The organism is Paraglaciecola psychrophila 170, assembly GCF_000347635.1.
Classification (GTDB): domain Bacteria; phylum Pseudomonadota; class Gammaproteobacteria; order Enterobacterales; family Alteromonadaceae; genus Paraglaciecola; species Paraglaciecola psychrophila.
Map to the genome: position 1 here is coordinate 3,243,327 of NC_020514.1, position 26,058 is coordinate 3,269,384.

18 protein-coding genes and 1 pseudogene are annotated in these 26,058 nt (G+C 40.8%); 14 read left to right on the top strand and 5 right to left on the bottom strand.

The genetic code is table 11. The annotated features are described in order from the left end of the window. Positions 1-32 precede the first annotated feature (32 nt). The 4 genes from C427_RS14165 (at position 33) to C427_RS14180 (ending at position 4,161) form a co-directional block, all read left to right on the top strand. The gene (locus tag C427_RS14165) at positions 33-761 is read left to right on the top strand and encodes a SapC family protein (RefSeq protein ID WP_007638842.1); all 729 of its coding nucleotides are present in this window, start codon (positions 33-35) and stop codon (positions 759-761) included. A gap of 31 nt (positions 762-792) precedes the next feature. Further along, entirely contained in the window at positions 793-1,809 is a 1,017-nt protein-coding gene (locus tag C427_RS14170) for a cupin-like domain-containing protein (RefSeq protein ID WP_007638843.1), read from the top strand. Positions 1,810-1,933: 124 nt separating this feature from the next. Continuing rightward, the gene (locus C427_RS14175) at positions 1,934-3,370 is read left to right on the top strand and encodes a tryptophan halogenase family protein (protein ID WP_051075221.1); all 1,437 of its coding nucleotides are present in this window, start codon (positions 1,934-1,936) and stop codon (positions 3,368-3,370) included. A gap of 71 nt (positions 3,371-3,441) precedes the next feature. Further along, positions 3,442-4,161, top strand: a complete 720-nt coding sequence (locus C427_RS14180; RefSeq protein WP_007638845.1) for a DUF6445 family protein — start codon at positions 3,442-3,444, stop codon at positions 4,159-4,161. A 342-nt stretch (positions 4,162-4,503) separates the two neighbouring features. Here the strand turns inward: C427_RS14180 and C427_RS14185 are convergent, their stop codons facing one another. Continuing rightward, positions 4,504-5,955 (bottom strand): MFS transporter, encoded by a 1,452-nt coding sequence (locus C427_RS14185; protein ID WP_007638846.1) that lies wholly within the window; start codon positions 5,953-5,955, stop codon positions 4,504-4,506. Positions 5,956-6,323: 368 nt separating this feature from the next. Between C427_RS14185 and C427_RS14190 the strand changes: the two genes are divergently transcribed. The 4 genes and pseudogenes from C427_RS14190 (at position 6,324) to C427_RS14200 (ending at position 12,991) form a co-directional block, all read left to right on the top strand. Continuing rightward, complete coding sequence (locus C427_RS14190; protein ID WP_007638848.1) at positions 6,324-8,555, top strand: glycoside hydrolase family 3 N-terminal domain-containing protein; 2,232 nt, start codon at positions 6,324-6,326, stop codon at positions 8,553-8,555. Positions 8,556-8,634: 79 nt separating this feature from the next. Continuing rightward, positions 8,635-9,494, top strand: a pseudogene (locus tag C427_RS27605) (glycoside hydrolase family 3 protein); the annotation flags it as partial. Continuing rightward, entirely contained in the window at positions 9,468-10,385 is a 918-nt protein-coding gene (locus C427_RS27610) for a glycoside hydrolase family 3 protein (protein WP_236613784.1), read from the top strand. The pseudogene C427_RS27605 and the gene C427_RS27610, both read left to right, overlap by 27 nt. Before the next feature lie 845 nt (positions 10,386-11,230). Further along, complete coding sequence (locus C427_RS14200) at positions 11,231-12,991, top strand: protein adenylyltransferase SelO (protein WP_187292363.1); 1,761 nt, start codon at positions 11,231-11,233, stop codon at positions 12,989-12,991. Between the two features lie 196 nt (positions 12,992-13,187). Here C427_RS14200 and C427_RS14205 read toward each other — a convergent pair whose 3' ends face one another. After that, positions 13,188-15,092: a propionyl-CoA synthetase gene (locus tag C427_RS14205; RefSeq protein ID WP_007638864.1), complete on the bottom strand. Its 1,905-nt coding sequence runs from the start codon at positions 15,090-15,092 to the stop codon at positions 13,188-13,190. 248 nt (positions 15,093-15,340) lie between these two features. On the opposite strand from C427_RS14205, the gene C427_RS14210 reads away from it, so the two are divergent. Beyond that, positions 15,341-16,240 (top strand): DMT family transporter, encoded by a 900-nt coding sequence (locus tag C427_RS14210; RefSeq protein WP_081589022.1) that lies wholly within the window; start codon positions 15,341-15,343, stop codon positions 16,238-16,240. 160 nt (positions 16,241-16,400) lie between these two features. Here the strand turns inward: C427_RS14210 and C427_RS14215 are convergent, their stop codons facing one another. Next, positions 16,401-17,075, bottom strand: a complete 675-nt coding sequence (locus C427_RS14215) for an exonuclease domain-containing protein (RefSeq protein ID WP_007638868.1) — start codon at positions 17,073-17,075, stop codon at positions 16,401-16,403. A 9-nt stretch (positions 17,076-17,084) separates the two neighbouring features. Next, the gene (locus C427_RS14220; RefSeq protein WP_007638870.1) at positions 17,085-18,962 is read right to left on the bottom strand and encodes a putative nucleotidyltransferase substrate binding domain-containing protein; all 1,878 of its coding nucleotides are present in this window, start codon (positions 18,960-18,962) and stop codon (positions 17,085-17,087) included. A gap of 332 nt (positions 18,963-19,294) precedes the next feature. On the opposite strand from C427_RS14220, the gene C427_RS14225 reads away from it, so the two are divergent. The 5 genes from C427_RS14225 (at position 19,295) to C427_RS14245 (ending at position 24,243) form a co-directional block, all read left to right on the top strand. Then, positions 19,295-19,549: a DUF4212 domain-containing protein gene (locus C427_RS14225; RefSeq protein WP_034899515.1), complete on the top strand. Its 255-nt coding sequence runs from the start codon at positions 19,295-19,297 to the stop codon at positions 19,547-19,549. After that, positions 19,549-21,285, top strand: coding sequence for a sodium:solute symporter family protein (locus C427_RS14230; protein ID WP_007638871.1), 1,737 nt, complete (start codon positions 19,549-19,551; stop codon positions 21,283-21,285). The genes C427_RS14225 and C427_RS14230 overlap by 1 nt, the downstream gene beginning before the upstream one ends. A gap of 214 nt (positions 21,286-21,499) precedes the next feature. Beyond that, positions 21,500-21,937, top strand: coding sequence for a hypothetical protein (locus C427_RS14235; RefSeq protein ID WP_007638876.1), 438 nt, complete (start codon positions 21,500-21,502; stop codon positions 21,935-21,937). A gap of 316 nt (positions 21,938-22,253) precedes the next feature. Next, positions 22,254-22,805, top strand: a complete 552-nt coding sequence (gene gloA, locus C427_RS14240; protein ID WP_007638878.1) for a lactoylglutathione lyase — start codon at positions 22,254-22,256, stop codon at positions 22,803-22,805. Between the two features lie 499 nt (positions 22,806-23,304). After that, entirely contained in the window at positions 23,305-24,243 is a 939-nt protein-coding gene (locus C427_RS14245) for an IS4 family transposase (RefSeq protein ID WP_148285918.1), read from the top strand. A gap of 874 nt (positions 24,244-25,117) precedes the next feature. Here C427_RS14245 and cyoE read toward each other — a convergent pair. Further along, positions 25,118-26,053, bottom strand: a complete 936-nt coding sequence (gene cyoE / locus C427_RS14255) for a heme o synthase (protein WP_007638883.1) — start codon at positions 26,051-26,053, stop codon at positions 25,118-25,120. Positions 26,054-26,058 lie beyond the last annotated feature (5 nt).

Consider the following 26,058-nt stretch of genomic DNA (forward strand, 5'->3'; position numbering starts at 1 on the left):
AGCAGTGTTAATGAACAAAATTTGGAATGAAAATGGCAAATAATGTACTACTCAATAGTATCGAACATCAAGAATTAAAAGTAATTACCGAACGTTCAAAACAATACGGTGATAACCTTTGGTATAGCCTTACTTTTCCAACCGAGTTTAGAAGTGTTCAAGCTTATTACCCAATATTTTTTAACAAAGATGCCAGTACAGGGCAATTCATTTCTGTGGCATTATTTGGTTTTCAAGATCAGGAAAACTTGTTTTTAACAGGGAACAAATGGGACGCAGAATATATTCCATTAAGTGTAGCCAGACAACCCTTTTTAATCGGTGTTCAAAAAATCAATGAGGATGGGGAAGATAAGGAACAAAGGGTATTACACATTGATATAGACCATCCAAGAGTCAACAAGGAACAAGGCGAAGCATTATTTTTAGAATTTGGTGGTAACACACCTTATTTAGATAGTTGCGCCGATATGCTTGAAACCATGCATCATGGGATCTTGGATAGTCAGATTTTTATAGGCCTGTTAATAGAACATGAATTATTAGAGCCGTTCTCTTTAGACGTTGAGTTAAACGATAATTCCAAACACCAAATGGTAGGGTTTTATATAATTAATGAAGAAAAATTAACTGAACTCAATAGCGAAATATTAACGACATTACATGTAAGCGGCTATCTGCAAGCCATTTATATGGCTATTGCGTCACAATCTAATATACGGGGTTTATTAAATAGAAAAAATAAGCTTTTAGGTTTGTAGTTATTAACTGCATGTTTTAACGGATATTCTTTTGCTAAATATAAATAAAAAAGTCAAAGAAATTAATTATTGCCAGCCAGGTGATATTCCTGAATTTGTCCTAAGCTCTTCGCAACCATTAGTTCTTAAAGGTTTTGCAGACAAATGGCCTGCAGTAATTACAGGCAAAGAATCCTCTAGCAAGGCTGCTGATTATCTACGGAATTTCTATGCAGATATCCCTGTTAATGCTTACTACGGCGAGCCTGAAACAAAAGGCCGGGTTTTTTACAACGACAAGATGACTGGGTTCAATTTTGTAAGTTCAAAAGCTAATCTAAATCAGGTATTAGACAAGTTACTTGCACACATCGACGATCCCAACTCTCCGACTATGTATGTAGGTTCTACCGAAATTAATAAGTGGTTTCCAGGATATAATGAAACCAATAATGCGTCCATCGATCACCTGAATCCATTAATTACGATATGGTTAGGCAACCGCAGTAAAATAGCGGCTCATTATGATGTTCCAAATAATTTGGCTTGTTGTGTGGTGGGACGTCGAAAATTCACATTATTTCCCCCAGAACAAATTTCTAACTTATATGTTGGTCCAATGGAGTTTTCACCTGGTGGACAAGACATAAGTTTAGTTGACTTTGATGAGCCTGACTTGGTTAAGCATCCAAAATTTGAACAGGCATTAGCATCCGCACAAGTGGCTGAATTAGAAGCCGGTGATGCTCTTTTCCTTCCTAGTATGTGGTGGCATCATGTTGAAAGTTTAGATGCACTGGGAGTATTGGTTACTCACTGGTGGCGAGATAGTCCCGCATTTATGGGCCGCCCTAACAATGCATTAATGTTAGCTATGCTTAGTTTACGAGATTTACCATTGGCACAGAGACAAGCATGGAAAGCGCATTTTGATTATTATGTTTTCAGTCACGATGAGGAAAATCTAGAGCATATTCCTGACACCGTGAAGGGTGTGTTGTCAAAACCACACGATAAATTAGCAGCAAAAAGATTAAGAGCTGACCTTTTAAATAAATTAAAACAATGATCGATACACATTAAGTTAGTTCGTCAGGCTAAACGTTAACATTAATTACTAAGGTTTCATTTTGAAAACACAATATAAAAAAATCAATAAGGTAGTTATTGCCGGAGGCGGCACTGCAGGATGGATGGCTGCAGCAGCATTTGCAAAATTAATAGGTAAAAATCTAGAGATTGTACTGGTTGAATCTGATGATATCCCGACGGTTGGTGTTGGAGAAGCCACCATTCCCACATTGCATATTTTTCATCAGTTATTGGGGATCAGTGAGCAAGAGTTTATGGCTGCTACTAATGCTACCTTTAAATTAGGTATTTCCTTTGAAAACTGGCGCGATGTTAAAAAAGACTATTTACACTCTTTTGGCTTTTTAGGACAAGGTTGTTGGGCTGCTGGTTTTCAGCACTTCTGGCTAAAAGGACGTGAACGCGGTATCGCCTCTGATATCGGTGATTATGTTCCAGAGCATTTGGGTGCTAGGGAAGGAAAATTTGCGGTGCTAGCTGGACAGGACCTAAATCATGCTTATCATCTTGACGCTGGTCTTTATGCCAAATTTTTGAGAAAGATAGCTGAAAAAAACCATGCCAAACGTGTCGAAGGAAAAATTGATAAAGTCAATTTGAATGATAAATCAGGCTTCATTGATTCACTTACTCTTGCATCTGGTCAAGTAGTCGAAGGCGATTTATTTATTGACTGTACCGGCTTTAAAGGATTATTGATCGAAGAAGCATTACACACTGGTTATGATGACTGGAGCCATGTTCTTCCTTGCGACAGCGCCATTGCAGTACAAACTAAAACCGTAGGTAGACCCGTACCTTATACCCGGGCAATTGCACACGATGCTGGCTGGCAATGGCGAATTCCATTACAAAATCGAACCGGTAATGGTTTTGTTTTTTGCAGCAAATATATGTCTGACGATGAGGCTAAAAAAACATTGTTAGCCAATATTGAAGGTGAGCGTTTAAACGAACCACGCGTCATAAAATTTAAAACTGGCCAGCGAAGAAAACACTGGGTTAAGAACTGCGTAGCAATGGGGCTGTCATCTGGGTTTATTGAACCATTAGAGTCCACTGGCATACATCTGTTTCAAAGGGCAATTGTGCGCTTATTGCTAATGTTTCCGTCACAAGGTATTAAGCAGTCAGATATAGATGAATACAATGTTCAAACAAAAGAAGAAGCAGAGCACATAAGAGATTTTATTATTCTTCACTATAATTTGACCGAGCGAAAAGACACCCCTTTTTGGCGTCACTGTAGCAGTATGGAGGTGCCAGAAAGCCTGAAACATCGTATGACTTTATTCAAAGACAGTGGACAAGTATTTAAGAAAGCAGACGAATTGTTTGGTGAAACCTCATGGATACAAGTAATGATGGGGCAAGGGCTAATGCCAGAACAATATCATCCTATTGTCGATATGATGGGCGATGATGAACTGCGTGATTTCTTAAATAATATTAAATCTGGGGTGAAGCGAAAAGTTCAAAATTGGCCGGATAGTAATGATTTTATCAAGCACTATTGTCCATCTAGTGTGAACACATAGCTTCTACACTGTTTAAATGGGTGAGAACACTACCTGTCTCACCCTTATAATTTTTAGGATCTTATTAACGCATGCAAGAGAAACAACCAAGTTTCCTAATTAATCCCCATATTAAAGCTGAAATTATTCAAGTAGGGGTAGAAAATACACCTCTTATAATAATCGATGACCTTGCAATCGATAATACTGATGTCATCAATTTTGCCTGCACTGCAAGCAAGTTTTCTGATGATCAAGTCACCTTTTATCCTGGTATTCGTGCCACTTTACCTCAACCATATGTCATAACTGTCCTGCAAGCGGTCTATCGTGGAATTTGTCAAGTTTACAAGATACCAATCGAGTTAAACCTTGAGCCATTGAATCAGAGCTATTCCCTGCTGACTAAACAAGAAAGCGAATTACACTTTTTACAGTGCATGCCTCACTTCGACACCAGCAAACCCTACCATTTCGCAGTGTTACATTATTTGAATCCAGGCTCTCATGGAAACACCGGTTTTTTTCGTCATATTCCAACTGGGTATGAGAGGATCAGTGAAAATAGATGTGAAAATTATGTTGATTCTGTAAAAAAGTACGTCACTAAAAATGGAGAACCTTCAAAGAATTATGTGACGAGTTCTGATAAGCATTATGAGCTTTATTATGAAGTTGAATATAAGCCAAATCGCCTAGTTATATACCCAGGAAATTTATTGCATTCAACTATAGTCAAAACAAAAACAGACATTGATAGTTCCCCCTACACAGGTCGCCTGACAGCCAATATGTTTATAGATTTCCGTTGATATAACAACATTTTAATTAGCTTCTAGGTTGGTAAACAATCGAGGATTGCAGAGCGATATGATGTCACCGACAACGTAGCTGGTGTAACTAATCTAGTTGAGAGTAAGCGGCATTTTATTTTATTCCCACCGACTCAATTAGATAGTCTATACATCTGCCCACTGGATTTCACACCTGCTTGCGCGCTTTTTAGTGAATAAACTAAATAGATAAATTTCTAGTGTTCAGCCGCTGATTAAAACTCGTAAGTTATGGCATTGTATCTAACAAAAAAAAGCATGGAGGCATTGATTTCATGCTTTTTTCGTTTCTCAATCTTACAATTTTAAGGCTTTAATATATTAGGTCGCTTGCCTTCTTCTTTCTAACTCTTCACGAATTTCAAGCGCCTTTTTTTCAGTAATTGGGTATTTGTAAACCATCCAGATTGCAATGCCTGAACAGAGTGTTGGAATAAAGGCATCAAAAATGCGCATCAAATAAATGGTTTGTTCGGACTGTGCGCCGCCTAACTTTACGTCGAAGCCAGTGTAATTCAATAATATTCCACCGCCAGCGAGCGCTACAGCCATACCCAGTTTGACCACCCACCAAAATATTGAACCATACATACCTTCACGTCTTTCGTGAGTATTCAATTCATCCATATCACACACATCAGCAATCATTGAGCCCATCAAAGTGAATAAAGCTCCCAATCCAAAAGCCATGAAGGGTGCCGGTACCAACACCAGCCAAGGGTAATCTGGATGATAGAAGAACCACTTCAACGAATACCCAACCATTGAAACCGCAGTGGCATAATAAAAGGCGCGTTTTTTACCCACTTTGGTCGATAACCAAGAAACAAAAAATATAACCGCAAATGTGGTGCCTGCCATAACCGTTCCAGCCCATCCAAAGTACTCGGCACCCATAGATTGGTCGCCTCCAAATACATAATAAATAATCACGTAAATTTGAAATGAAGCCACCAATTGAAAACCGTTAAATACCAAAAATGTAGCAGCACACAAATAGAGAAAAGGCTTAAACTTCAGAGTAACAATAAAACCTTTAAAAAAGCCTTTAATAGCGCCTTTAATCGATTTGTCATTTGGATCAGATATGCTGTCTGGCATAGGCTGACCAGCTGGAGGGACAATGAAACGTTCTTTTAGCAACAATGCTGGGAGTACACCGACCGTAACCGTAAAAGCAGCAATAATAATGGCTAACCAACCCGCACCATCAATAATGTCATCGAAACTATCAAGCTGCATAAACCACACAAACCAAGGTGCGACTAAGTACGCCACATAACCCATCGCATTTTGCACCGCCATCAAACGCGTCCGTTCGTGATAATCAGGTGTTAATTCATAACCTAATGCCACCCAAGGAGTAGCAAACAATGTGTGGCCCAGTAAAAAAATAATTGAACCTATCAGGAAAAACCAAAAATAAAATTCTTCGCTGTAACCTCTAGGAAATTGCCATAACAGGGCAAAAAGAACACCCGCCGCGATTGCCCCAAAAAATATGTAAGGCCGTCTCCTCCCCCACTTAGACTTGGTATGATCAGAAATATACCCCATCAGCGGATCGGTAATCGCGTCTGTTAGACGGGGTAATGCGCTCACTAAACCCACTAACGCCGGATTCATTCCCAACCCTAAATTTAGGACGACTACCATGCCTCCCATTGCGGCAGCTAAAATGTTGTTTACAAATGCGCCTAAGCCATAAATAAGCTTTTTGGAGAGTGATATTTTGTCTTCGGGTGCTGTTTCGAAATGTTGCTGGGCGCTCATATACGTTTTTCCATCACTGGGTTAGGTCGGATGAAAGAGACTATTACAGGTAGATAACCCAGTGGTTCTCAACACACACGACATGATTGTTAACGACACTACACAGAATATAGTAATCGACAATACTAAAACGACAAAAGAGGACAATTAATAAGTTGAAGCGGTTTTTTACATAACCATAACATCTTAAAGATGATTATTATTGACGACTAAATACCCTATCCAACCTATCTCACATCAAGTCCATCCTAGCTTGTTTAGATTGTGTAAATCCCCCAGTAAAATACTGTTAAGCATATAAGTAAATGTATTGTTAACAACACACAACTTAGCCTCATTTTGGTCATAAGGGTTGTCACAGGTTTTTAATGTCATCAAGTCTTTCAAACGAAGTATCAATTGAGCCCCACTCGCGCTCCGCTGAACCCGATATGTTGGTCGGTATTTTGGATAGTATGACAGTGCAAGAAAAAATTGGCCAAATGAGTCAGATTTTTAGTCACTCGGAACATATAACTGAACACCTTGCCTACTCGATTCGCCAAGGCCGGGTAGGCTCGATACTTAATGAAGTTAGACTACACACGGTAAATGAGTTACAACGTCTAGCAGTGGAAGAAAGTCGACTAGGCATTCCTCTGCTAATTGGTCGTGATGTAATCCATGGTTTTAACACTATATTTCCAATCCCTTTGGGACAAGCCGCAAGTTGGTGCGTTGAAACGGTCAAGCAATGCGCTCATATCAGTGCACTAGAGGCTGCCTCTGTAGGTGTTAATTGGACCTTTGCGCCAATGATCGATATTAGCCGGGATCCGCGTTGGGGTAGAATTGCAGAAAGTTTAGGTGAAGATCCTTATTTATGTTCTGTCCTAGGTGTCGCCATGTTGCAAGGTTTTCAGGGTGATGAATTACATAAAAATGGCAGTATTGCGGCCTGCGCCAAACATTTCGCAGGATACGGTGCGGGTGAAAGTGGTCGTGATTACAGCACCACTAATATTCCAGAAAATGAACTTCGCAATGTATATCTGCCGCCATTTAAAGCAGCTGCCGATGCGGGTGTCGCCACGTTTATGGCAGCTTTTAGCGATCTAAATGGTGTGCCCGCCTCAGGTAATAAGTGGTTAATGACTGACATATTGCGTGAAGAATGGGATTACAAAGGCTTTGTAGTTAGCGATTGGGAGTCAGTTATACAATTAACGACTCATGGTTTCAGCAAAGACAACAAAGACGCAGCTTACGAAGCCGCAAATGCTGGGATTGATATGGAAATGGTTAGCTCCGCATATTTTGAGCACTTACCAGATTTAGTAGCCGAAGGCCGCATAGACATGCGACAAATTAACAACGCGGTCAAAAAAATATTACACCTTAAGTGGCAGTTAGGCTTATTTGACTCTCCGTACACTGATGCAAGCTTGCTACCTAAACCTCTCAACTCGCAAAATTTACAGGCAGCCAAAGATGCTGCAATCAAAAGTTGTGTGTTGCTCAAAAATGATAAAAATATACTGCCACTATCAGCAGGTTCTTTACACTCAGTCGCTATTATTGGGCCATTAGCGGATGATCCTTATGAGCAACTAGGCACCTGGATATTTGACGGTGATCCCCAGCACAGTCAAACCTGTTTAACCGCTATTACACAAGAATTGTCAGGTAAGGCCAATATTCATCATGTTAAGGCGATGCAAACATCTCGCAGTCATGATCAGGCTGACTTTAAACAGGCAGTTAAATCGGCTTCCACTGCAGATGTAGCCATATTAATTTTAGGTGAAGAGTCCATCTTATCAGGCGAAGCTCATTGCCGAGCTGAAATTGATTTACCCGGTTGCCAAGAGCAGTTAATCAACGCTATCGCCGAAACAGGCACGCCCATTGTGTTAGTGATCATGGCCGGTAGACCCTTAACGATAGAAACAGTATTGCCTAAAGTAGATGCGGTTTTGTTTGCTTGGCATCCAGGCACAATGGGTGGACCCGCCATCGCAGATTTATTATTTGGTAAAGCCTGTCCCTCAGGTAAGTTGCCCGTTACCTTCCCCAGAAAAGTAGGACAAGTGCCGATTTACTACGCACAAAAACATTCTGGCAAGCCTGCAACGGAACAGGCTTTTATACACATGGATAATATACCTGTGCATTCACCGCAAACCTCACTTGGTATGGCCGCCACTCATTTAGACACTCATTTTAGTCCCTTATTTCCATTTGGTTTTGGCCTTTCTTATACTCAATTTAGTTATCAAAACCTTGAGCTTAGCCACAAAACATTAAAGCTAGGCGAGACATTAGTGGTTCGTGTGTTGTTGACTAACGTTGGCGATACTGATGGCGAAGAAATAGCACAGTTGTATATTCGCGATCTAGTGGGCAGTGTGACCCGCCCAGTCAAAGAATTAAAAGATTTTAAGCGTGTAAAGCTCACTGCTGGCAAAAATGAATGGGTCACATTTGAACTGAGTACTGATAAACTGGCGTTTTATGATAGGAATATGCAGCTTAAAACAGAGACTGGACAATTTCATCTTTGGTTGGGGGCTTGTTCACAAACTGGGCTGAAGGATGAGTTCGAGATAATTGATGATTAAAAACCCAAAAGATACAGCACTCAAAAATAGAGTAATGGCTTTATTAAGTAGCATGACACTTCAACAAAAGGTGGGTCAAATGACTCAGGCTGAACGTACAACATGTTCACCAGAGCAAGCGAAAAAATATCATATTGGTTCCATATTAAGCAGTGCAGGCTCTTGCCCGGGTAACAACCAACTGCAAGATTGGGTAGAAATGAATGACGCCTATTGGATGGCATCAACTGAAAAAGACCAGAACCATTTAGGCATTCCCATTATCTATGGGCTAGATGCAGTTCATGGTAACAACAATGTAAATGGTGCCACTGTATTCCCACATAATATTGGTTTAGGTGCCGCTAATGATACCCAGCTGATAAAAAAAATAGCCCAAGTAACAGCAAAAGAAGTACTGGCCACAGGTGTTGACTGGACGTTTGCGCCTAACTTAGCCATGGCTCGAGACCATCACTGGGGCAGATGTTACGAAAGCTTCTCTGAAATGCCCGCGATCACCAGCCAATATGCAGCAAAAATAGTTGATGGTTTGCAAGGGCAGTTATCTGAAAACGCTGTCATGGCCTGCGCTAAACACTGGATTGGTGACGGCGGCACTCACCATGGTATTGATCACGGCGATACCATATTAAGTTTTAACGAGCTACAGGCTTTACACATGCCGCCTTTCCAAGCAGCTATCAAAGCTGGGGTATTAAGTGTAATGGTGTCGTTTAGCAGTTGGAACGGCGATAAGTGTCATGCCCACAAATTTTTATTAGTCGACACGTTAAAAGAAAAATGGACTTTAACGGTATTGTTATATCAGATATGCAGGGTATAGATTATTTGGCTGATGACTTTTATTTAGGCGTGGCGAAAGGTGTTAACGCTGGTATTGATATGTTTATGGTGCCAAGAAATTGGCCAATGTTTATAGAGCATTTACTCAGCCATGTTGAATTGGGCACTGTGTCTATTGATCGTATCAACGATGCAGTAAGCAGAATATTAACGGCTAAGCTTGCTCTTGGCCTCTTTGAAAAGCGCAGGCCTAGAGATCGCAAATGGTCTAATCATGATTCATTTGGCAGTATTGCACATCGACTTGTCGCCCGAGAGGCCGTAAGGAAATCATTAGTTCTACTCAAAAATGAACATAATATTTTACCCTTATCAAAATCGACTAGAGTATTGGTCGCGGGTAAAAGTGCTAATAATATAGGCCATCAATGTGGTGGGTTTACGATTACTTGGCAGGGCGTGTCGGGCAATGAAAAAATTGCAGGTGGCACCTCAATTTGGCAAGGAATAAACGACATAACAAAGCACGCACAGTTAAGTGAAAACGGTGCTGGTTTAGATGCAGATCCACAGCAACATGATGTGGCAATAGTCGTTATAGGGGAATCACCTTACTCAGAAGGCATGGGTGATATCAGAGACGATGATAAAAAAATCACCGACGTCGGCTCAAATATTAATGGCCAAGTTAAACTATTAAAGGCTTATGGGCATTCCATTGAGTTAAGCAAACTTTACCCTGAAGATTTACAAACCATCAAAAATATCAGCAGTAAAGGCATTCCAGTAGTGACGATTATAATTTCTGGTAGACCATTAATTGTGGACCAAGAGCTAGCTCATTCAGAGGCTTTCATTACTGCTTGGTTACCTGGTTCAGAGGGGCAAGGGGTTGCTGAGGTATTGTTTGGAGACTTCAATTTTCAAGGAAAGTTGTCCCATAGCTGGCCACAACTTTCACAACCAAAAATGCATGAAAGTGATAAAAATGATAAAAGTTACCAACCACTTTTCTCCTATGGGTTTGGTTTAAATTATCAGTAAATCGAAATATGATAACAAATATTAATTAGCATTAATCCGAATTACTATTAGATAAACCCTATTGTATTAATGTTGTTTCTTAACCCATATTTCATGCACAACTCATCTAGAATTAATTGTTTTGAGTAATTCAAATGTTTTGCTGTCCAATACTGTCATTCCTGATTTATGCGGTGCTCCTCCTCTAGTTAATCCTGTACCTATTCCTACTCTAATTTGACCCGAGTCAGTTCCCGAACCCAAATACCAACCATATTGATGGTCAAGCACATGCAAGAAAGAAAAGAGCCTTACTAGCGAATATTTTAATTGAAGGCGGAATATTGCTTCACCTCAAAAAACCATTACGGGTTTTACCAATTATTGAACGACACCAATAATATTAACTTCACGTTGGTGCCTCACTGTAGAAATTTAACTAACTCTATGCAAAAATATAAAACTTAACTCTGTTTGTAATAATTTCAAATAAATATTCACACTGATTTTTCTCAAAAACAGCCTGCAACCAAGTTTTTTCGTTGCGAAATTTTGATCAACCAACTGGTCATAGGTTGCAAGCAACATTAATGACGCCATAAATATTACTACTGACATTTAATTTTGTTCTGCCCCTAATTTATTAATTGGCAATTGGTGATAGCATGCGTTTCAAAGTTTACGTGCTGCTCATAATCATCCAGCTAATAATTGGGGATAAATAGCAAATACACGAATAGAAAAAATTTCTACATCAGGTCAATGCAGATACGTTTATGTTTTGCATACAGACAATTATCAGTTGCGGTGTGTGGTTTTTCCGCAGCTGCGCAGTATTTATAACGCCATTGGCGTGGAGTATTTTTATGACTAATCAACTGCCCAAGGTAACGTCTCCTTCAATCGTAACCCTTGAGGATCTCGCAGAGTTGGCAGATTACTCACTGCAGGACACGCTTAATTGCGACCCTGATGCTAAAGAAAATGGGATCGATTACTTGCCGCGACAAGTTTTCACGGGTCATTATGTGCCCGTCAATCCCACTCCAATCGAAGATCCCGAGTATATAGCCCATAGCAAACATTTTTTTCGCGAACTAGGCTTCGCTGACAGCATGGCAACATCAGCCGACTTTATAAGCATGTTTTCAGGTGATTTATCTCAGTTGCCAAAGCCGATGCGTAAACTCGGTTGGGCGACTGGGTACGCTCTTTCCATATATGGCAACGAATATGTACAGCAGTGTCCGTTCCAAACCGGCAACGGATATGGAGATGGTCGCGCCGTTTCAGTCCTTGAGGCCGTCATCCAAGACCAACGCTGGGAAATGCAGCTTAAAGGTGGCGGACGCACACCCTACTGCCGCGGCGCGGACGGTCGTGCTGTCTTGCGGTCGAGTATTCGAGAGTTTCTTGTTCAGGATCATATGCATTCGCTTGGCGTGCCCACATCACGGTCTTTGAGCTTGTATGTTTCTAAGTCGGAAAACGTTAAACGACCTTGGTACTCTGAGGGCTCGCGCTCCAAAGATCCCGACATGCTTATATCGGAACCGGTCGCCATATCGACCCGCGTTGCACCGTCTTTCATCCGAGTAGGTCAACTTGAGCTCTTTGGTCGTCGTGCCCGCAAAAATGAACACCCAAAAGCGATGCAGGAGTTAGAGAAAATCGTATTGCACGCGATCGAACGTGAGTATGCTGATGTCATCGATAATCAACTATCCACCGCCGAAAAAGTGTTGATGTTGGCATGTGAGTTTCGCAGCCGCCTTACATCGCTTGTAGCAAACTGGATCCGCGTTGGGTTTTGTCAGGGCAATTTTAACAGCGACAATTGCTCAGTAGGTGGATTCACACTTGATTACGGTCCATTTGGTTTTTGCGATGTGTATGATCCACACTTCCAATCATGGACTGGTGGTGGCCATCATTTTTCGTTTATGAACCAGCCGGTGGCAGCACAACAAAACTTCAAAAGCTTTTGCAACGCATTGCGGCCATTGCTGACGTCGTACCAGGGCACTTTGCAACACGAACCTTCAAAAAAGAACTCGCTGCAACAAGACTATCTACAACAGCTTGATGAAATCCAAGATGGTTTTTCAAACGTGATGCAAGCTCAAATGGAAAAGATGTGGGCCGGCAAACTTGGACTCAGCACTTTTAACAAGGCATTGTTTAGTGAGCTCGAATCTCTGATGGCGCAAACGCCAGTAGATTACACTCTCTTTTTCCGCGAGCTCTCAATGCTGCCTGAGAACATTGCCCCTCTCAAAAAAAGCTTCTACAAGGACTCAGAAGACATGGACCTACGTTGGTCAGAATGGCTTGCAAAATGGAAGTCGCTCATCGCCAGCGATAATGTTGCTGCGCCGCGCAGTGACGATGAAATCTCTAGGCAGATGAAACTCGTCAATCCAAAATATATATTGAGAGAATGGTTTGTAGTGCCTGCGTATCAGCAAGCGACCGCTGGAAACTACGCGCTAGTAAGAGAGTTGCAGAAAATCATGACGCAGCCATACGCCGAGCAGTCGAAGGAAATTGAGGATAAATACTACAGGCTAAAACCATTTGAGTTTTTTGAACTGGGTGGGACGTCGTATTACAGTTGTTCATCGTAATTGTCGAACCCCCCCTCACAAGCAAGTCAATGTATGCGGCCTCCACCGCTGCTTACATTGCTGCCTTTCACGCCTAATAATCAGTCCTTATTAAACTGCGTAGTTAAGTAAAGTTAGCCTCTTTAAAATTTGAAAATGGTTAACTTATATCTAATTTATCCAATCCATCTAATCAATAAAGGTTAATGCACTAACTTCACGCTTGCGCTGTTGGTTTTACCAATCCATTGTTTTGCATAATTGCCCTAATTTCGTCGATACTTGCAGGATCATCGATAGTGGAAGGGATAACAAACTCTTGATTTTCTGCTATCTGGCGTAACAATTTACGCAGTATTTTCCCTGATCGGGTTTTGGGTAAACGCTCAACAATCAGTGTTTGCTTCAAACAGGCAACGGCACCTATTTCTTTTCGTACCATAGCAACTAACTCAGCTTGTAAGTCTGCCTCACTTATATTCACACCGTCTTTTAATAGGGTTAATCCTACTGGCACTTGGCCTTTGATATTATCGTAAACACCGATAACGGTGCATTCTGCTACGGCGTCATGAGCAGCGATAACCTCTTCCATTTCACCTGTTGATAAGCGATGCCCTGCAACATTAATAACGTCGTCGGTTCGACCCATTACAAACAAATAGCCGTCTTCGTCGATATAGCCACCATCGCCTGAGCAATAATATCCAGGATATTCGCTTAGGTAGCCCGAATCAAAGCGACCAAAATCGCCCCAAATGGTGCTAAGGCAACTAGGAGGTAAAGGTAATTTAATCGCAATAGCACCTTGCGAATTCGTTGGAAGAGGCAGTCCGTTTGCATCAAGTATCTGTACATTAAAACCAGGCACTGGTTTGGTCGCCGACCCCGGTTTTGTAGGTAACCTTTCAATCCCAATTAAGTTTGCAGCAATGGCCCAACCTGTTTCTGTTTGCCACCAATGATCGATGACCGGCTTTCCGGTTATCTTCTTAGTCCATTCATAGGTGGGAGGGTCTAGTCGCTCGCCTGCCATAAACACACTTTCTAAGCAGGATAAGTCGTACTTCGCCAGTAATTTAGCATCAGGATCTTCTTTTCGAATAGCTCTAAATGCGGTGGGTGCAGCAAAAATAGCTTTGACTGCATACTCTTCAATCACTCGCCAAAATGCGCTGGCATCAGGGGTTTTTACTGGCTTACCTTCATACACTATAGTAGTGCACCCATGTAACAGTGGCGCATACACAATATAAGAATGCCCCACTACCCAACCAATATCTGACGCAGCCCAAAACACATCACCCGGTTGCATGTTGTAAACTGCCGACATTGAGTATTTTAAGGCAACAGCATGCCCGCCATTATCACGAACAACCCCCTTAGGTTTGCCGGTTGTTCCTGAGGTATAGAGGATATAAAGCGGATCGGTTCCGCTTACGCTAACACAGTCGGCAAGTGGCGCTGAACCTTCGGCATCAGCCCAATCAATATCGCGGCCGTGTTGCATGTTCGCAATACACTGTTGACGTTGCAACAAGATAACCCGCGCCGGCTTATAAGCCGCAAGTTCAATTGCCTCATCAATCATAGGTTTGTATTCAATAATACGGTTAACCTCGACCCCACATGATGCCGTTATCAATAGTTTCGGCTGCGCATCATCAATACGTACAGCAAGTTCGTGAGCAGAAAAGCCACCAAACACCACCGAATGCACGGCACCAATACGAGCGGCCGCCAGCATCGCAATAACAGCTTCGCTAATCATAGGCATGTAAATGACCACTATGTCGCCCTTACCCACGCCGTTGGCTTGCAATAAGCCTGCAAAGCGTGATACTTTTTCAAGTAACTCGCGATAACTAAATTGCTTTTTTGTTGCGGTAACAGGTGAGTCATAAATGAGTGCGACTTGCTCGCCACGCCCCTGAGCAACATGATGATCGAGGGCCATATAGCAGGTATTCATTTCGCCATCAGCAAACCATCGTTGAATACAATTTTTATCAGTAGACAATATTTTTTCAGGCGCTTTAAACCAAGGCAATTGTTTGGCCTTGTCACCCCAAAATATTGCGGGTGAGTCAATTGAGGCTTGATATTCTGTAGCGTAAGACATAACGATAAACCTTCGTAAATTATTGAAAATAACGATTTAGCAAATTTCAGCTTGTGTGCATATTTGGGTGAAACACATAACCGTATACCTAAGTAAATGATTGTAGGTAACAATTTAGCAAACTGCGCCTTGTGTCCCGACTTTACTCAACAATACTGTAAAGATTTTATGAGTGATATGAGACTTCAGTCCTATGTGACCGTATTTATTTGCATGGTAACATCACCCTATTCATATTTAATGAAGCAATGCCCGTGCTTTCTACCTTAAAACCCTTCTATCCCCTTATTTTTTTGCTCGTCTGGAGCGCTGGTTATGCAATGGCAAAATTAGCGTTAGTTTATACCCAGCCTTTAAATTTACTCGCCTTTCGTTTTGTCGGGGCTTTTTTAGCGCTGACTCCTTTAGTTATTTTGTGGCGCTTTCCTATTCCTAACGTTCGAAAGTCTTACGCTCTCATTGGAACCGGCTTATTTTTACACATAGGACATTTTGGGAGCATTTATGTAGGAATGAAGCTAGGCGCAAGTGCCAGTATTATGGCGTTGTTTGCAGCTTCACAACCAGTACTGGTTATCATAGCAAGTGCGTTATTAGCGCGAAAGGTACCAGCCTGGAACATATGGGCTAGTTTGACTTTAGGACTGCTAGGTGCAGCACTGATTGTGGGGGTGAATATGCAAGGAAACGAAGGGTACTTACTAGGCGCAATCCTAGGGTTCACTGCAGTCGTTGCGTTATCCATTGGTCAGGTAATTGAAAAACAGCGCAAGATAGGTGTACATCCCATTGTGGCCACGTGGGTACAATATGCGTTTGCATCGGTTATTTCTATTCCATTTGCATTGGCGTTTGAAGGACTTGTTTTTGAAAATGCTTTACCTTTTTGGGGAGCCATCGCCTTTTTAGTCTTCGGCAATTCGATTGTAGGCATATTGTTAATGTTCACCATGGTTAGGCAAGGATCTATAGCGAAGGTGGCTTCGATTATGTTTATGGTACCTGGTGTGGGTGCGCTCATTGCTTGGGGTGTTGCAGATGAAATCCCCAAATTAATTGCCATTCCTGGGTTTATACTTGCGATGTTAGGAGCGCTGTGGACCAATAGAATAGCGAATAAAGCGTTGCCAACAAATGCCTCACAGTGAGATGAAATTTACGCACCTAATGCAAAGCGGTCAAATACTTTGGTGTGACCTAATGCTTTATGTTTAACTTACCTTGCTTACCCAAGCAGTAAATTTGAGCGTATAAGTGAGTTAACTTAGCTAAAGGTATACTGTGCTAGCTTGATAAATATTAGCTTGTTTATAATAAATCCTTTAGCTTTGTAGCGCCTGTTTTTTGCTGTACCAGAAGTAATTCAGCAGTAGCAATCGCATCGCTAAGTGCATTATGAGCAAAGTGATTCGGTAAATTATGTTTGTGCCGTAAAGCAGACAACCTCAATTCTTGAGGGTCGTAAGAAATGTCACTTCGATCAAGCTTACGTTTCGCCATCGCCAGGGTATCCAAGATCATCAAAGGGGGGGACACGCCATATAATTCTAGGCAAGCTTGCCTTAAAAATTGCTTCTCAATTCGGGCAAAATGTACCAACATCACCTTCCCTGCTAAGGCTTTTAATAACGCTTCGACGACAACCTGTAAAGATTTACCTTGAGACTTTTGTTGGTCAGTAATGTGATGAATAATCACATTGTCTGCATCAAGGCGGTGTTCAGTGTTAATAATTTGATGGTAACAACTGCCTAGTTTAATTTGGCGTTTATCAATGCTGACAAAACCAACGCTAAGCAGTTTGTCAGACATTGCATTTAACCCCGTTGTTTCAAAGTCTACAGACAGAATAGGTAGCTCGGATAAAGATGTTGCTTCGCTAGGAAACGGCACGGATAAAAAATCATGGAGCGCCCCACTAGGCACTTTTTTTAAAAGCCGTTTTCTGCGCGCTTCGTAACCGAATAGACTATTGAGAAACAAGGTAACTCCCTAAAGAACAGCTGATTGACGATAATCTTGCATTGATTTAATGACTTTAAACGCATCTTTTAAATGCTCTCTTTCCAGCTTCGAAATTTGTTTAGGATCAATGTAACTATCAACGGAGAGTTTATTACGCAACAGTTTTCCTTGATGTTCAAGGCGCACAGAAGTCAGAAATGCATATGCATCTATCAAGTTTTCTGCTGAGGCTTTGGTCAATGATTTGCTGCCTGAACATTGCTGTAATCGCTCAATTGTATTGACGGCAGCCACACCTTCGCTTAAAGCATAAATACGAGCTAAGTCCACAATTGGGGCAATGCCATTGTGTTTTAAATCTAGTGTGGCTTTGTGTTTACCGTCTTGAATTAGCACAAAATCTCTAAAAAACCCCAAAGGCGGCCGAGACCTTAAAGCGTTTGATGACATATGTGCAATAAACAAGGTACTGCTTTTGGTTTTTGCTAGCATCTGCTGACGCACGTTTTCAAGTAAGTTGACATCACCATGAATGGTACTTAAATCAAAAAACACGCTACTATTTAACAAGGCTTTCGGGCTAGGTTTATCAACCCAGGCATCAAAATATTGTTGCCATTTGTTCTGTGTTTGACGCCATTTAATATTAGTAGCCATGATATCGCCAGGACAATAAATAAAGCCACATTTGGCTAAGCCGTCACTCACAAAAGTGGATAAACGCATAAACCAGACATCATCTTCTGGTTTCATGCTGTCACAAATAATTAAGGCATTGTCTTGATCAGAGTGCGCAAGTTGTTCTTGCCTTGCTTGTGAACCCGCTGCTAACCAGGCATATGGAACCGGCGCGGGTCCTAAATCTTGTTCAGCCATTTCTATTAGGCGGATTGTAAATGCCATGGTGATCGCACTAATGCTTTTGCCAATATGGTCAGCATTTGAACCAAGTTGGGTGAGCTTTACTTGTAGTTTATTTAACAACTTGCTGATGGTAATTAACTCGTCAAGCGTGCTGGCTTTGTGAATAATGCTGGTCATGTTAACGGCGTTATGTTCTTCGTTATTCACCAAATCAGTCACGCTTACCATGCCTGCAAGTTTGCCGAATTTGGTCACCGGTAAATGATGGATATGTTTGCTGGTCATGGCAATTAATGCATCATATGCATTGCACTTAATATCAATGGTGACAATGTCCTTGGTCATTATATCGTTTACTGGATTAGACGTAGGCAAACCTAATGCAACACAACGTCGTCTAATGTCTTTATCGGTTATGATGCCTATCTGCATATCTTCGTTGTGCTCATGCGACTCATTATCGTCAACCACCACTAGGCAAGAAAACCCCAGTTCGGTCATTTTGACGGCTGCGTCTTGTATAGAAGCGCTAGGTGATATGGTTGCGATGGGATGATGATAAAAGTCTTCAACTGAGGTATGACTAATAGAAGACGATAAGATAGCGTCGTCACTTAGCTTGTTTTTTTTGCTATGCAGGCGTTGTTCAGAAGAATGCTCTAAAAACTCAATCACCTCTGGTGAATCAACTAGCAATGCTTTAAGAATTTTATAATCTAGGCTGTAGATTAAAGAGTCTTCATCCACAATGACGGCGATACCCGTATTTAATTCACTTCTTTTTTGACAGAAAACACTGCAAATATCACCTTCAGCATATTTAGCGTTTAGTTCTTTATCTGCAGCTAAATAGCGCAACGCCCCTTTACGTAATATATACAATTGAGGTTGCACAGTATCATCAGGTGATAGGTGTTCATCCACCCTTAAATAACTAATGCTAATTTCTCTTACTAGCTTATCAAGTAATGTGTCAGGTAATAAATCAAAGGGCGGAATACTGGCTACAAAAGCGCTGACTTCTGCTAGTTCATTGTCCATATCAAGACCTTTTGGTAGTTTTTTCAAAAAACTTCAAAACAAATTCAAGAGTATTTCTTAATTTTATACAGCTAATTTGGGACGACTTAAGCACTAAGTCAACGGGTAAATGCTCATATAAGACCAAGGTGGTATATCTGATAAAAAAAAAGCTTGCTAGTGTTGTAGACAGTCAAAGTTGTATATGAATTGTTATAAGTTATCTTCAAGTTTGTTACTGGAACACTTAACGGCATGTCTATATTCAAACTTTTTCTCGAAAAAAAAGAGTTATTACAACAAAACACAGTGTATGTAATAAATAAAATAGCATGCAGTGCTTGGAGAATAAGATGGAAAATAAAACAACATATTGGCAGGAGAACTTGCGCTTGATAGCAATATGCTTAGTCATTTGGTTTATCGTATCATTTGGCTTTGGCTTGTTATTAGTAGAACCACTAAACGAGTTTCGACTCGGTGGGTATAAGCTCGGATTCTGGTTTGCTCAGCAGGGTTCAATTTACACATTTGTTGGGTTAATTTTTTGGTATAGCCACAAAATGAACAAACTTGATAAAAAATACGAGTCTGAGGACGGATCATAATGGAAGAGTTAAAACTATATACCTACATCGCGGTCTTTGGCACTTTCACCCTATATTTCATCATAGCATGGTGGGCTCGTGCCGCTTCAACCAGTGATTTTTATGTTGCAGGCGGCGGCATAACTCCCATCCAAAACGGCATGGCAATTGGTGCTGATTGGATGAGTGCAGCATCATTCATTTCAATGGCTGGTTTAATTGCTTTTTTAGGATATGGCGGCTCCGTATTCTTAATGGGTTGGACAGGTGGCTATGTATTGTTAGCCATGTTGCTGGCACCCTATATGCGAAAACACGGTAAGTTCACCGTGCCTGAATTTATTTCTGATCGTTATTACTCAAAAACGGCTCGCATTGTCGCTGTTATTTGTTTAATCATCGCATCATTAACCTATATCATCGGTCAAATGAAAGGCGTGGGTGTGGCATTTTCTCGCTTCTTAGAAGTTGACTACGGTTTAGGCTTAGCTATCGGTATGGCCGTTGTTTGGTTCTACGCAGTACTAGGTGGTATGAAGGGCATTACATACACGCAAATTGCGCAATACGTTGTGATGATCTTTGCTTATACCATTCCTGCCGTTTTCATCTCTTTCCAATTAACCGGTAATCCCATTCCACAACTTGGTTTAGGTTCGACACTAGCTGATGGTAGTGGTGTTTACTTACTTGATAAGTTGGACCTAGTTGTAACTGAATTAGGCTTTAAAGAATATACCACAAGCAACATGAATGGCTCATTAGATATGTTCGCCTATACCATGTCGCTAATGATTGGTACTGCTGGTTTACCCCACGTTATTATGCGCTTTTTTACGGTTCCTTCTGCACAAGCTGCACGTTCTTCAGCAGGTTATGCACTAGTTTTCATCTCGTTATTATATACGGTTGCTCCTGCTGTTGGCGCAATGGCACGTCTTAATTTGATGAGTACAATCGAACCCACTGCCGGTCAACATTTAGAGTATGAAAAGCGTCCTCAGTGGTTTAAAGACTGGGAGAAAACGGGTTTATTAGCATTTGAAGATAAAAATGGTGACGGTAAAATTCAATATTCAGCAGACAAAGCCACCAATGAAATGGTGAAAGTTGATAATGATATTATGGTGCTAGCGAACCCTGCTATTGCTAACTTACCAAACTGGGTAATTGCATTAGTGGCTGCAGGTGGTTTAGCGGCTGCACTGTCAACAGCTGCAGGTTTACTACTCGCTATATCATCATCAATTTCTCATGATTTGATGAAAGGCGTATTAACACCCAACTTGTCAGAGAAAAATGAGTTGCTGACGGGTCGAATTGTTATGACAATTGCCATTTTAGTTTCGGGTTACCTCGGTTTAAATCCGCCTGGATTTGCTGCTGGGACGGTGGCGTTAGCCTTTGGTTTGGCTGCATCATCAATATTCCCTGCACTAATGATGGGTATTTTCTCTAAGAAAATGAGTGGCACAGCAGCCATTGCCGGGATGTGTTCTGGTATCGGAGTCACCATGCTTTATGTATTCCAACATAAAGGCATTATGTTTATCCCTGGTACAGATTTCTTAGGTAGTATGAGTCAAAACTGGTTCTTTGGTATCTCACCCAATGCCTTTGGTGTTGTGGGTGCGTTAGTTAACTTTGGCGTCGCTTTTGTTGTACTTCAGTTCACAGGACCAGCGCCTAAGCATGTTCAAGATTTAGTTGATAACATGCGTCGCCCTGGTGGCACTGCTGCAGTCAGCAATCACTAAGCATGACTGGACGAATCCTGTTATTAACATGATTTGATAAATATGGTCATTGAATAATAAAGGCTAAAGAGTTTTTCTTTAGCCTTTATTTTATAAATATTTAAATCAAAAATCTTGAGTGAAAATCAGTTAGCATAGATCAATAGTCATGTGAAAACGCTTTTATTTGATATTCAATCATCAAAAACTTTAAAGCCTTATAAAAGATAAAATAATGAATAAACATACAAGAACTGCATTTATGGTGGCACCAATTTTAGCTGTAATTGGGTATATTGCTGCAGATTATTATGAAGAAGACCAAGCTGAAAAACAGAAAGTGATCCAGTTAGTGCCTTTTGAAGACTGCGATGTCATCAATCAGAAGTGTATTTTAAGAGCTGGCGATTTCGAAGTGAATGTCTTTGACAAAGACAACTTAACAACTGTCAATTCAACGTTTCCCTTAGACAGTGCAACAATATTTCTGGTTGATAAAAACAATCAGCCAACGGCCTATCCATTAGGCATGATACAAAGTCCCTATTATTGGCATACCGAAACTAATTTAAGAGAATTAATAGGTGTTTCAGGGCAAGGTTACAAACTTAGACTTGTAGCAAGCATTAAAGGTGGACGTTACATCTCAGAATTTTATACAACAACCAAATAACATGCACAAACGCTGTGATGCCTAAGCTGTATTAGCTGTAATTTGACAATCAGCAGACGTTCCCCCTTAACTAGACAACCGAAGCAAAAAGTATTCGTTTTTAGCAAAGTAAAATGACGACAATAGATATTTATACATTATCTAAAATCAACGTAATAAATTAAAAATAATTATTTATAGCATGTAGTTAAGAATCACACTCAAATTACTAAAACGATTCACTGCATCGATAACGTCACAAACCCTTTCAATACATCCAAAATGTAAGATAGCATATGCATGCAAAGCTTTAATAAAACAGAACACAGGAGACAATATGAGCCGTCATTTTGACCAAGCCCAAGGCTTGACAGAAGAACACGACCCAGCCACCCATGAGTTCGTGTTCAACCAAACCATGTTAAGAATCAAAGACCCTGAGCGCGCACTAAAGTTTTATACCTCAGTGTTAGGTATGACGCTTATAAAACGATTAGATTTCGACGAAATGAAGTTCACACTATATTTTCTGGCATGTATACCACCAGAGCGTCTCATTGATTGGTCTAACGATGACAATCAGCGCATTGTGCAAACCTTTAGTCGCCCTGCAATGTTAGAACTTACCCATAATTGGGGCGATGAGAGCGACGACAGTGTGTCTTATCATAGTGGCAACGAACAGCCTAAAGGCTTTGGTCACATTGGTTTTGCAGTTCCTCATATTGATGATGCCTGTGAACGATTTGAATCTTTAGGTGTTGAATTTAAGAAGAAACCGAACGATGGCGGCATGAAAGGCATTGCCTTTATTAAAGATCCAGACGGATATTGGATTGAGATTTTCACACCGGACCGCCTGCCAGATTTATTAGGTGGCCGTTTATAATAGATGATGAATAACAACATTTCTGTCAATAATAAAGTTAAATCGAAAATGAATAACAGCAATAGAGGTCTAGCAGTAGGCTGCTAGACCAATGTCGCGTTTCATTTGAAATGAATTATGTACTAGTGTGATTACCAAGGGAAACTGTCGGTCTAAGTACCGAACGATTTTGTTGTTGCCACCGAAACAAGTCATGCCTCATACCAGAATATTATAGTCGCTATTTAGAGTTCAAACGATGTATATATTTTACGGATTTTGCTGAGATAGCGGACAGTCAGGACTTTTTAAGCAATTGGCGCTTTGTGTTAATTGCGGTATTGGGCACCTTTGATTGTTACTTCGGCTATACGCCCAACAATGTCATTAACTTAAGGTTAATTGGCGCATTTACAATAAGTTAGCTAGTTGATAATCTGTCAATGAATTAAAAATTTAGAGAAATTACCAATGCGCTGTTCAGTATTTAACTCAAATAGTACAAAAACTAACCAACAAAATTCATTCAACTGAGTTTTTAGAAAATCACCGCAAAAAACCTACAGATTTCACTCGAAATAGAACCCTTACTTTCCCTCGTTTAATGAGTTTTATGTTGAATGCTCCCAATGGTTCAATTCAAGCTGAACTTGTTCGGTTTTTCAATGTTATCGATGATAGCTACTTGTCAACAAAATCAGTTAGCACTGCCGCCTTTTGTAAAGCCAGAATGAAACTATCTCATCAGGCATTTATTGAGTTAAACGATGACTTAATTCACACGTTCTATGAAGCTGCAACCATTGATAAATGGCAAGGCCATAGACTGTTAGCTGCTGATGGTTCAGTCACACAATTACCTATATCTAATAAACTACTTGAGCATTTTGGTAAAGCTCGCCCACATGCTGCTATGCCTCATGTTCGCCTTTCACAACTTTATGATGTTAAGAATAATATTACCCTAGACTTACAGGTTGAAAGTCATTCAACAGGAGGGCGTGAAATGGCACTAAAGCATTTAAATAAAACCCAAGCAGGCGATTTAGTCGTTTACGACAGAGGTTATCCTGCCGTTTGGTTTTATAAGTACCATAGTCTAAAGAATGTTGATTTCTGCATGCGCATTGTTCAAAGCTCTAATGTGGTTAAAGCCTTCTTAGAAAGTGGAAAATATAGTGATGTCGTTGACTTTCCTTGTATTGAGAAGTCTCTTCGTCGATGCAGAAAAGATAAAATATCGACCGAATCACTACGTTTAAGATTAGTGCTAGTTGACCTGCCGTCAGGTGAGTCGGAGGTTTTAGTTTCATCATTAACAGATCTTAAAACTTATCCAACTGCTCTTTTTGCTGATTTATATCCCCAGCGCTGGGGAGTTGAAGAAGATTATAAAGTATTGAAAAGTCGCCTCAATATTGAGAATTATTCTAGTGTTTCTGTTGAAGGTGTTTTATAAGACTTACACGCTAAGCTATTGACTAAAAACCTTGCAGCTTGTGCAATACATGATGCAAAACAAAAAATAAAGACACCCAAAAACAATAGGCTCTATGAATATAAAATCAATTTCACCTTTGCAGTAAATCAGCTAAAGGATAATGTTGTCAGGTTCATTATGAAACTAGCAGAGCGTGAGTTATATGAACTGATGATAAGTAAAATATCAAAGAATTTAAGTGTCATTCGGCCTGATCGTAAGTTTTTGCGACAAGACCGTAGAAACAAGACAAATAAGTACCCAATGAATTATAAACGTATGTGTTAAATCCTTAAGTTAATGACATTGATACGCCCAAAGCGGACCTTGGTCTTAAACTATTTTATACCTGCTTCATCCGACATGGCTGACATTAGTTCGATTGAGCGATTTCCAATTACATCACGAATAATTTAACTTTGTTCTGACCCCGATAGTTATGCCGATAGTTATGACCCCGATAGTTACACGATAGTTAATTCACCAATAAAGTGAGGATAGACCTCGTTCTCGCCTTCCCAGCCTAGCGTCCTCACTGCAAAAGTTAAAAAGGTAGGTTCGCCAATATTTAACACCGTAAAATCATTGTTTTGCAGACTGGAACGCTTATCGTGACACCCATTGTAACAGTAGCAAAGCTACCAAAACGAGTATCGACAAAGTCGATACTCGTGATTTCAATGGCTCTTGACCCCGCAGATTGAAACAAGCCTTTTTGTGCTCTAACTTTAAATACAGAAGATCAGTGGCGGAGCCACCAAAGCAGCCATCGGTAAAGCCGATTTTCTTGTCATCTTACAATGGGTGTCTAGTTAGAGTGTCCTCTAGTTATTAAATAATTATTTCGTTTAATTTAATCGATGAAACTTATTAGAGGTGCTGGTTGTATGGCTTGAAAATCTAGCGACATGGTGACGCTTAGTGCCGTAATAGTGATGATCGAAATTATAAATACTCGGCGTGCCCAGCTACTAACATTAATCTCTTGTCGGTAGCCAAGCAAGGCCATGACTAACCACAAAAAACTGGTAATGCAAGCCACGGTCATAAACACCCACCCAGTGTATCCTGCGAGTGGCAGCAACACACTGGCTACCGCAAATACCGGGATGTACAGCACAATATGTAGTTTGGCCTTGGCAATGCCCTGCGCTACGGGCAACACTGGAATATTGGCAGCAGCATAATCCTTATAGCGAAATATAGCGATGGCATAAGAATGGGGCATTTGCCACAAACTAAACATCAATAACAAAATCAACGCAGCTGTATCTACTTGCGCAGTTACCGCGCAGTAACCCACTACTGGCGGAACTGCACCAGATATACTCCCCACTAAGGTACCGTAGACTGAATGACGTTTCATGTACAAACTATACAAACCAACATACACCACATAACCAATAGCGGCGAACGTCAAAGCAACCGAGTTAGTAAACAGCGCTAACATAGTAAACCCCAATAAGCCGAGGGTTATACCAAATAGTAGTACAGCGTATACCGATAGTTGTCCGGTCACAATTACCCGTATACGGGTGCGCTGCATAAGGGCATCGATGTCACGATCAATACAATTATTAATAGCGCATCCTGAAGCCACCACCAAAGACAACCCGACAGTAGTACAAATCAACAACAGGTAATCAATCTCGCCACGGGCGGCCATAAAAAAGCCCCCCGCTACCGAAATAAGATTACCTATAATAATACCTGGCTTAGTTACTTGTATGTAAGCCTGCAAAACACTTTTTAGCTGCATGATATTTGGCTGTGACACATAGGTAATCATAATAA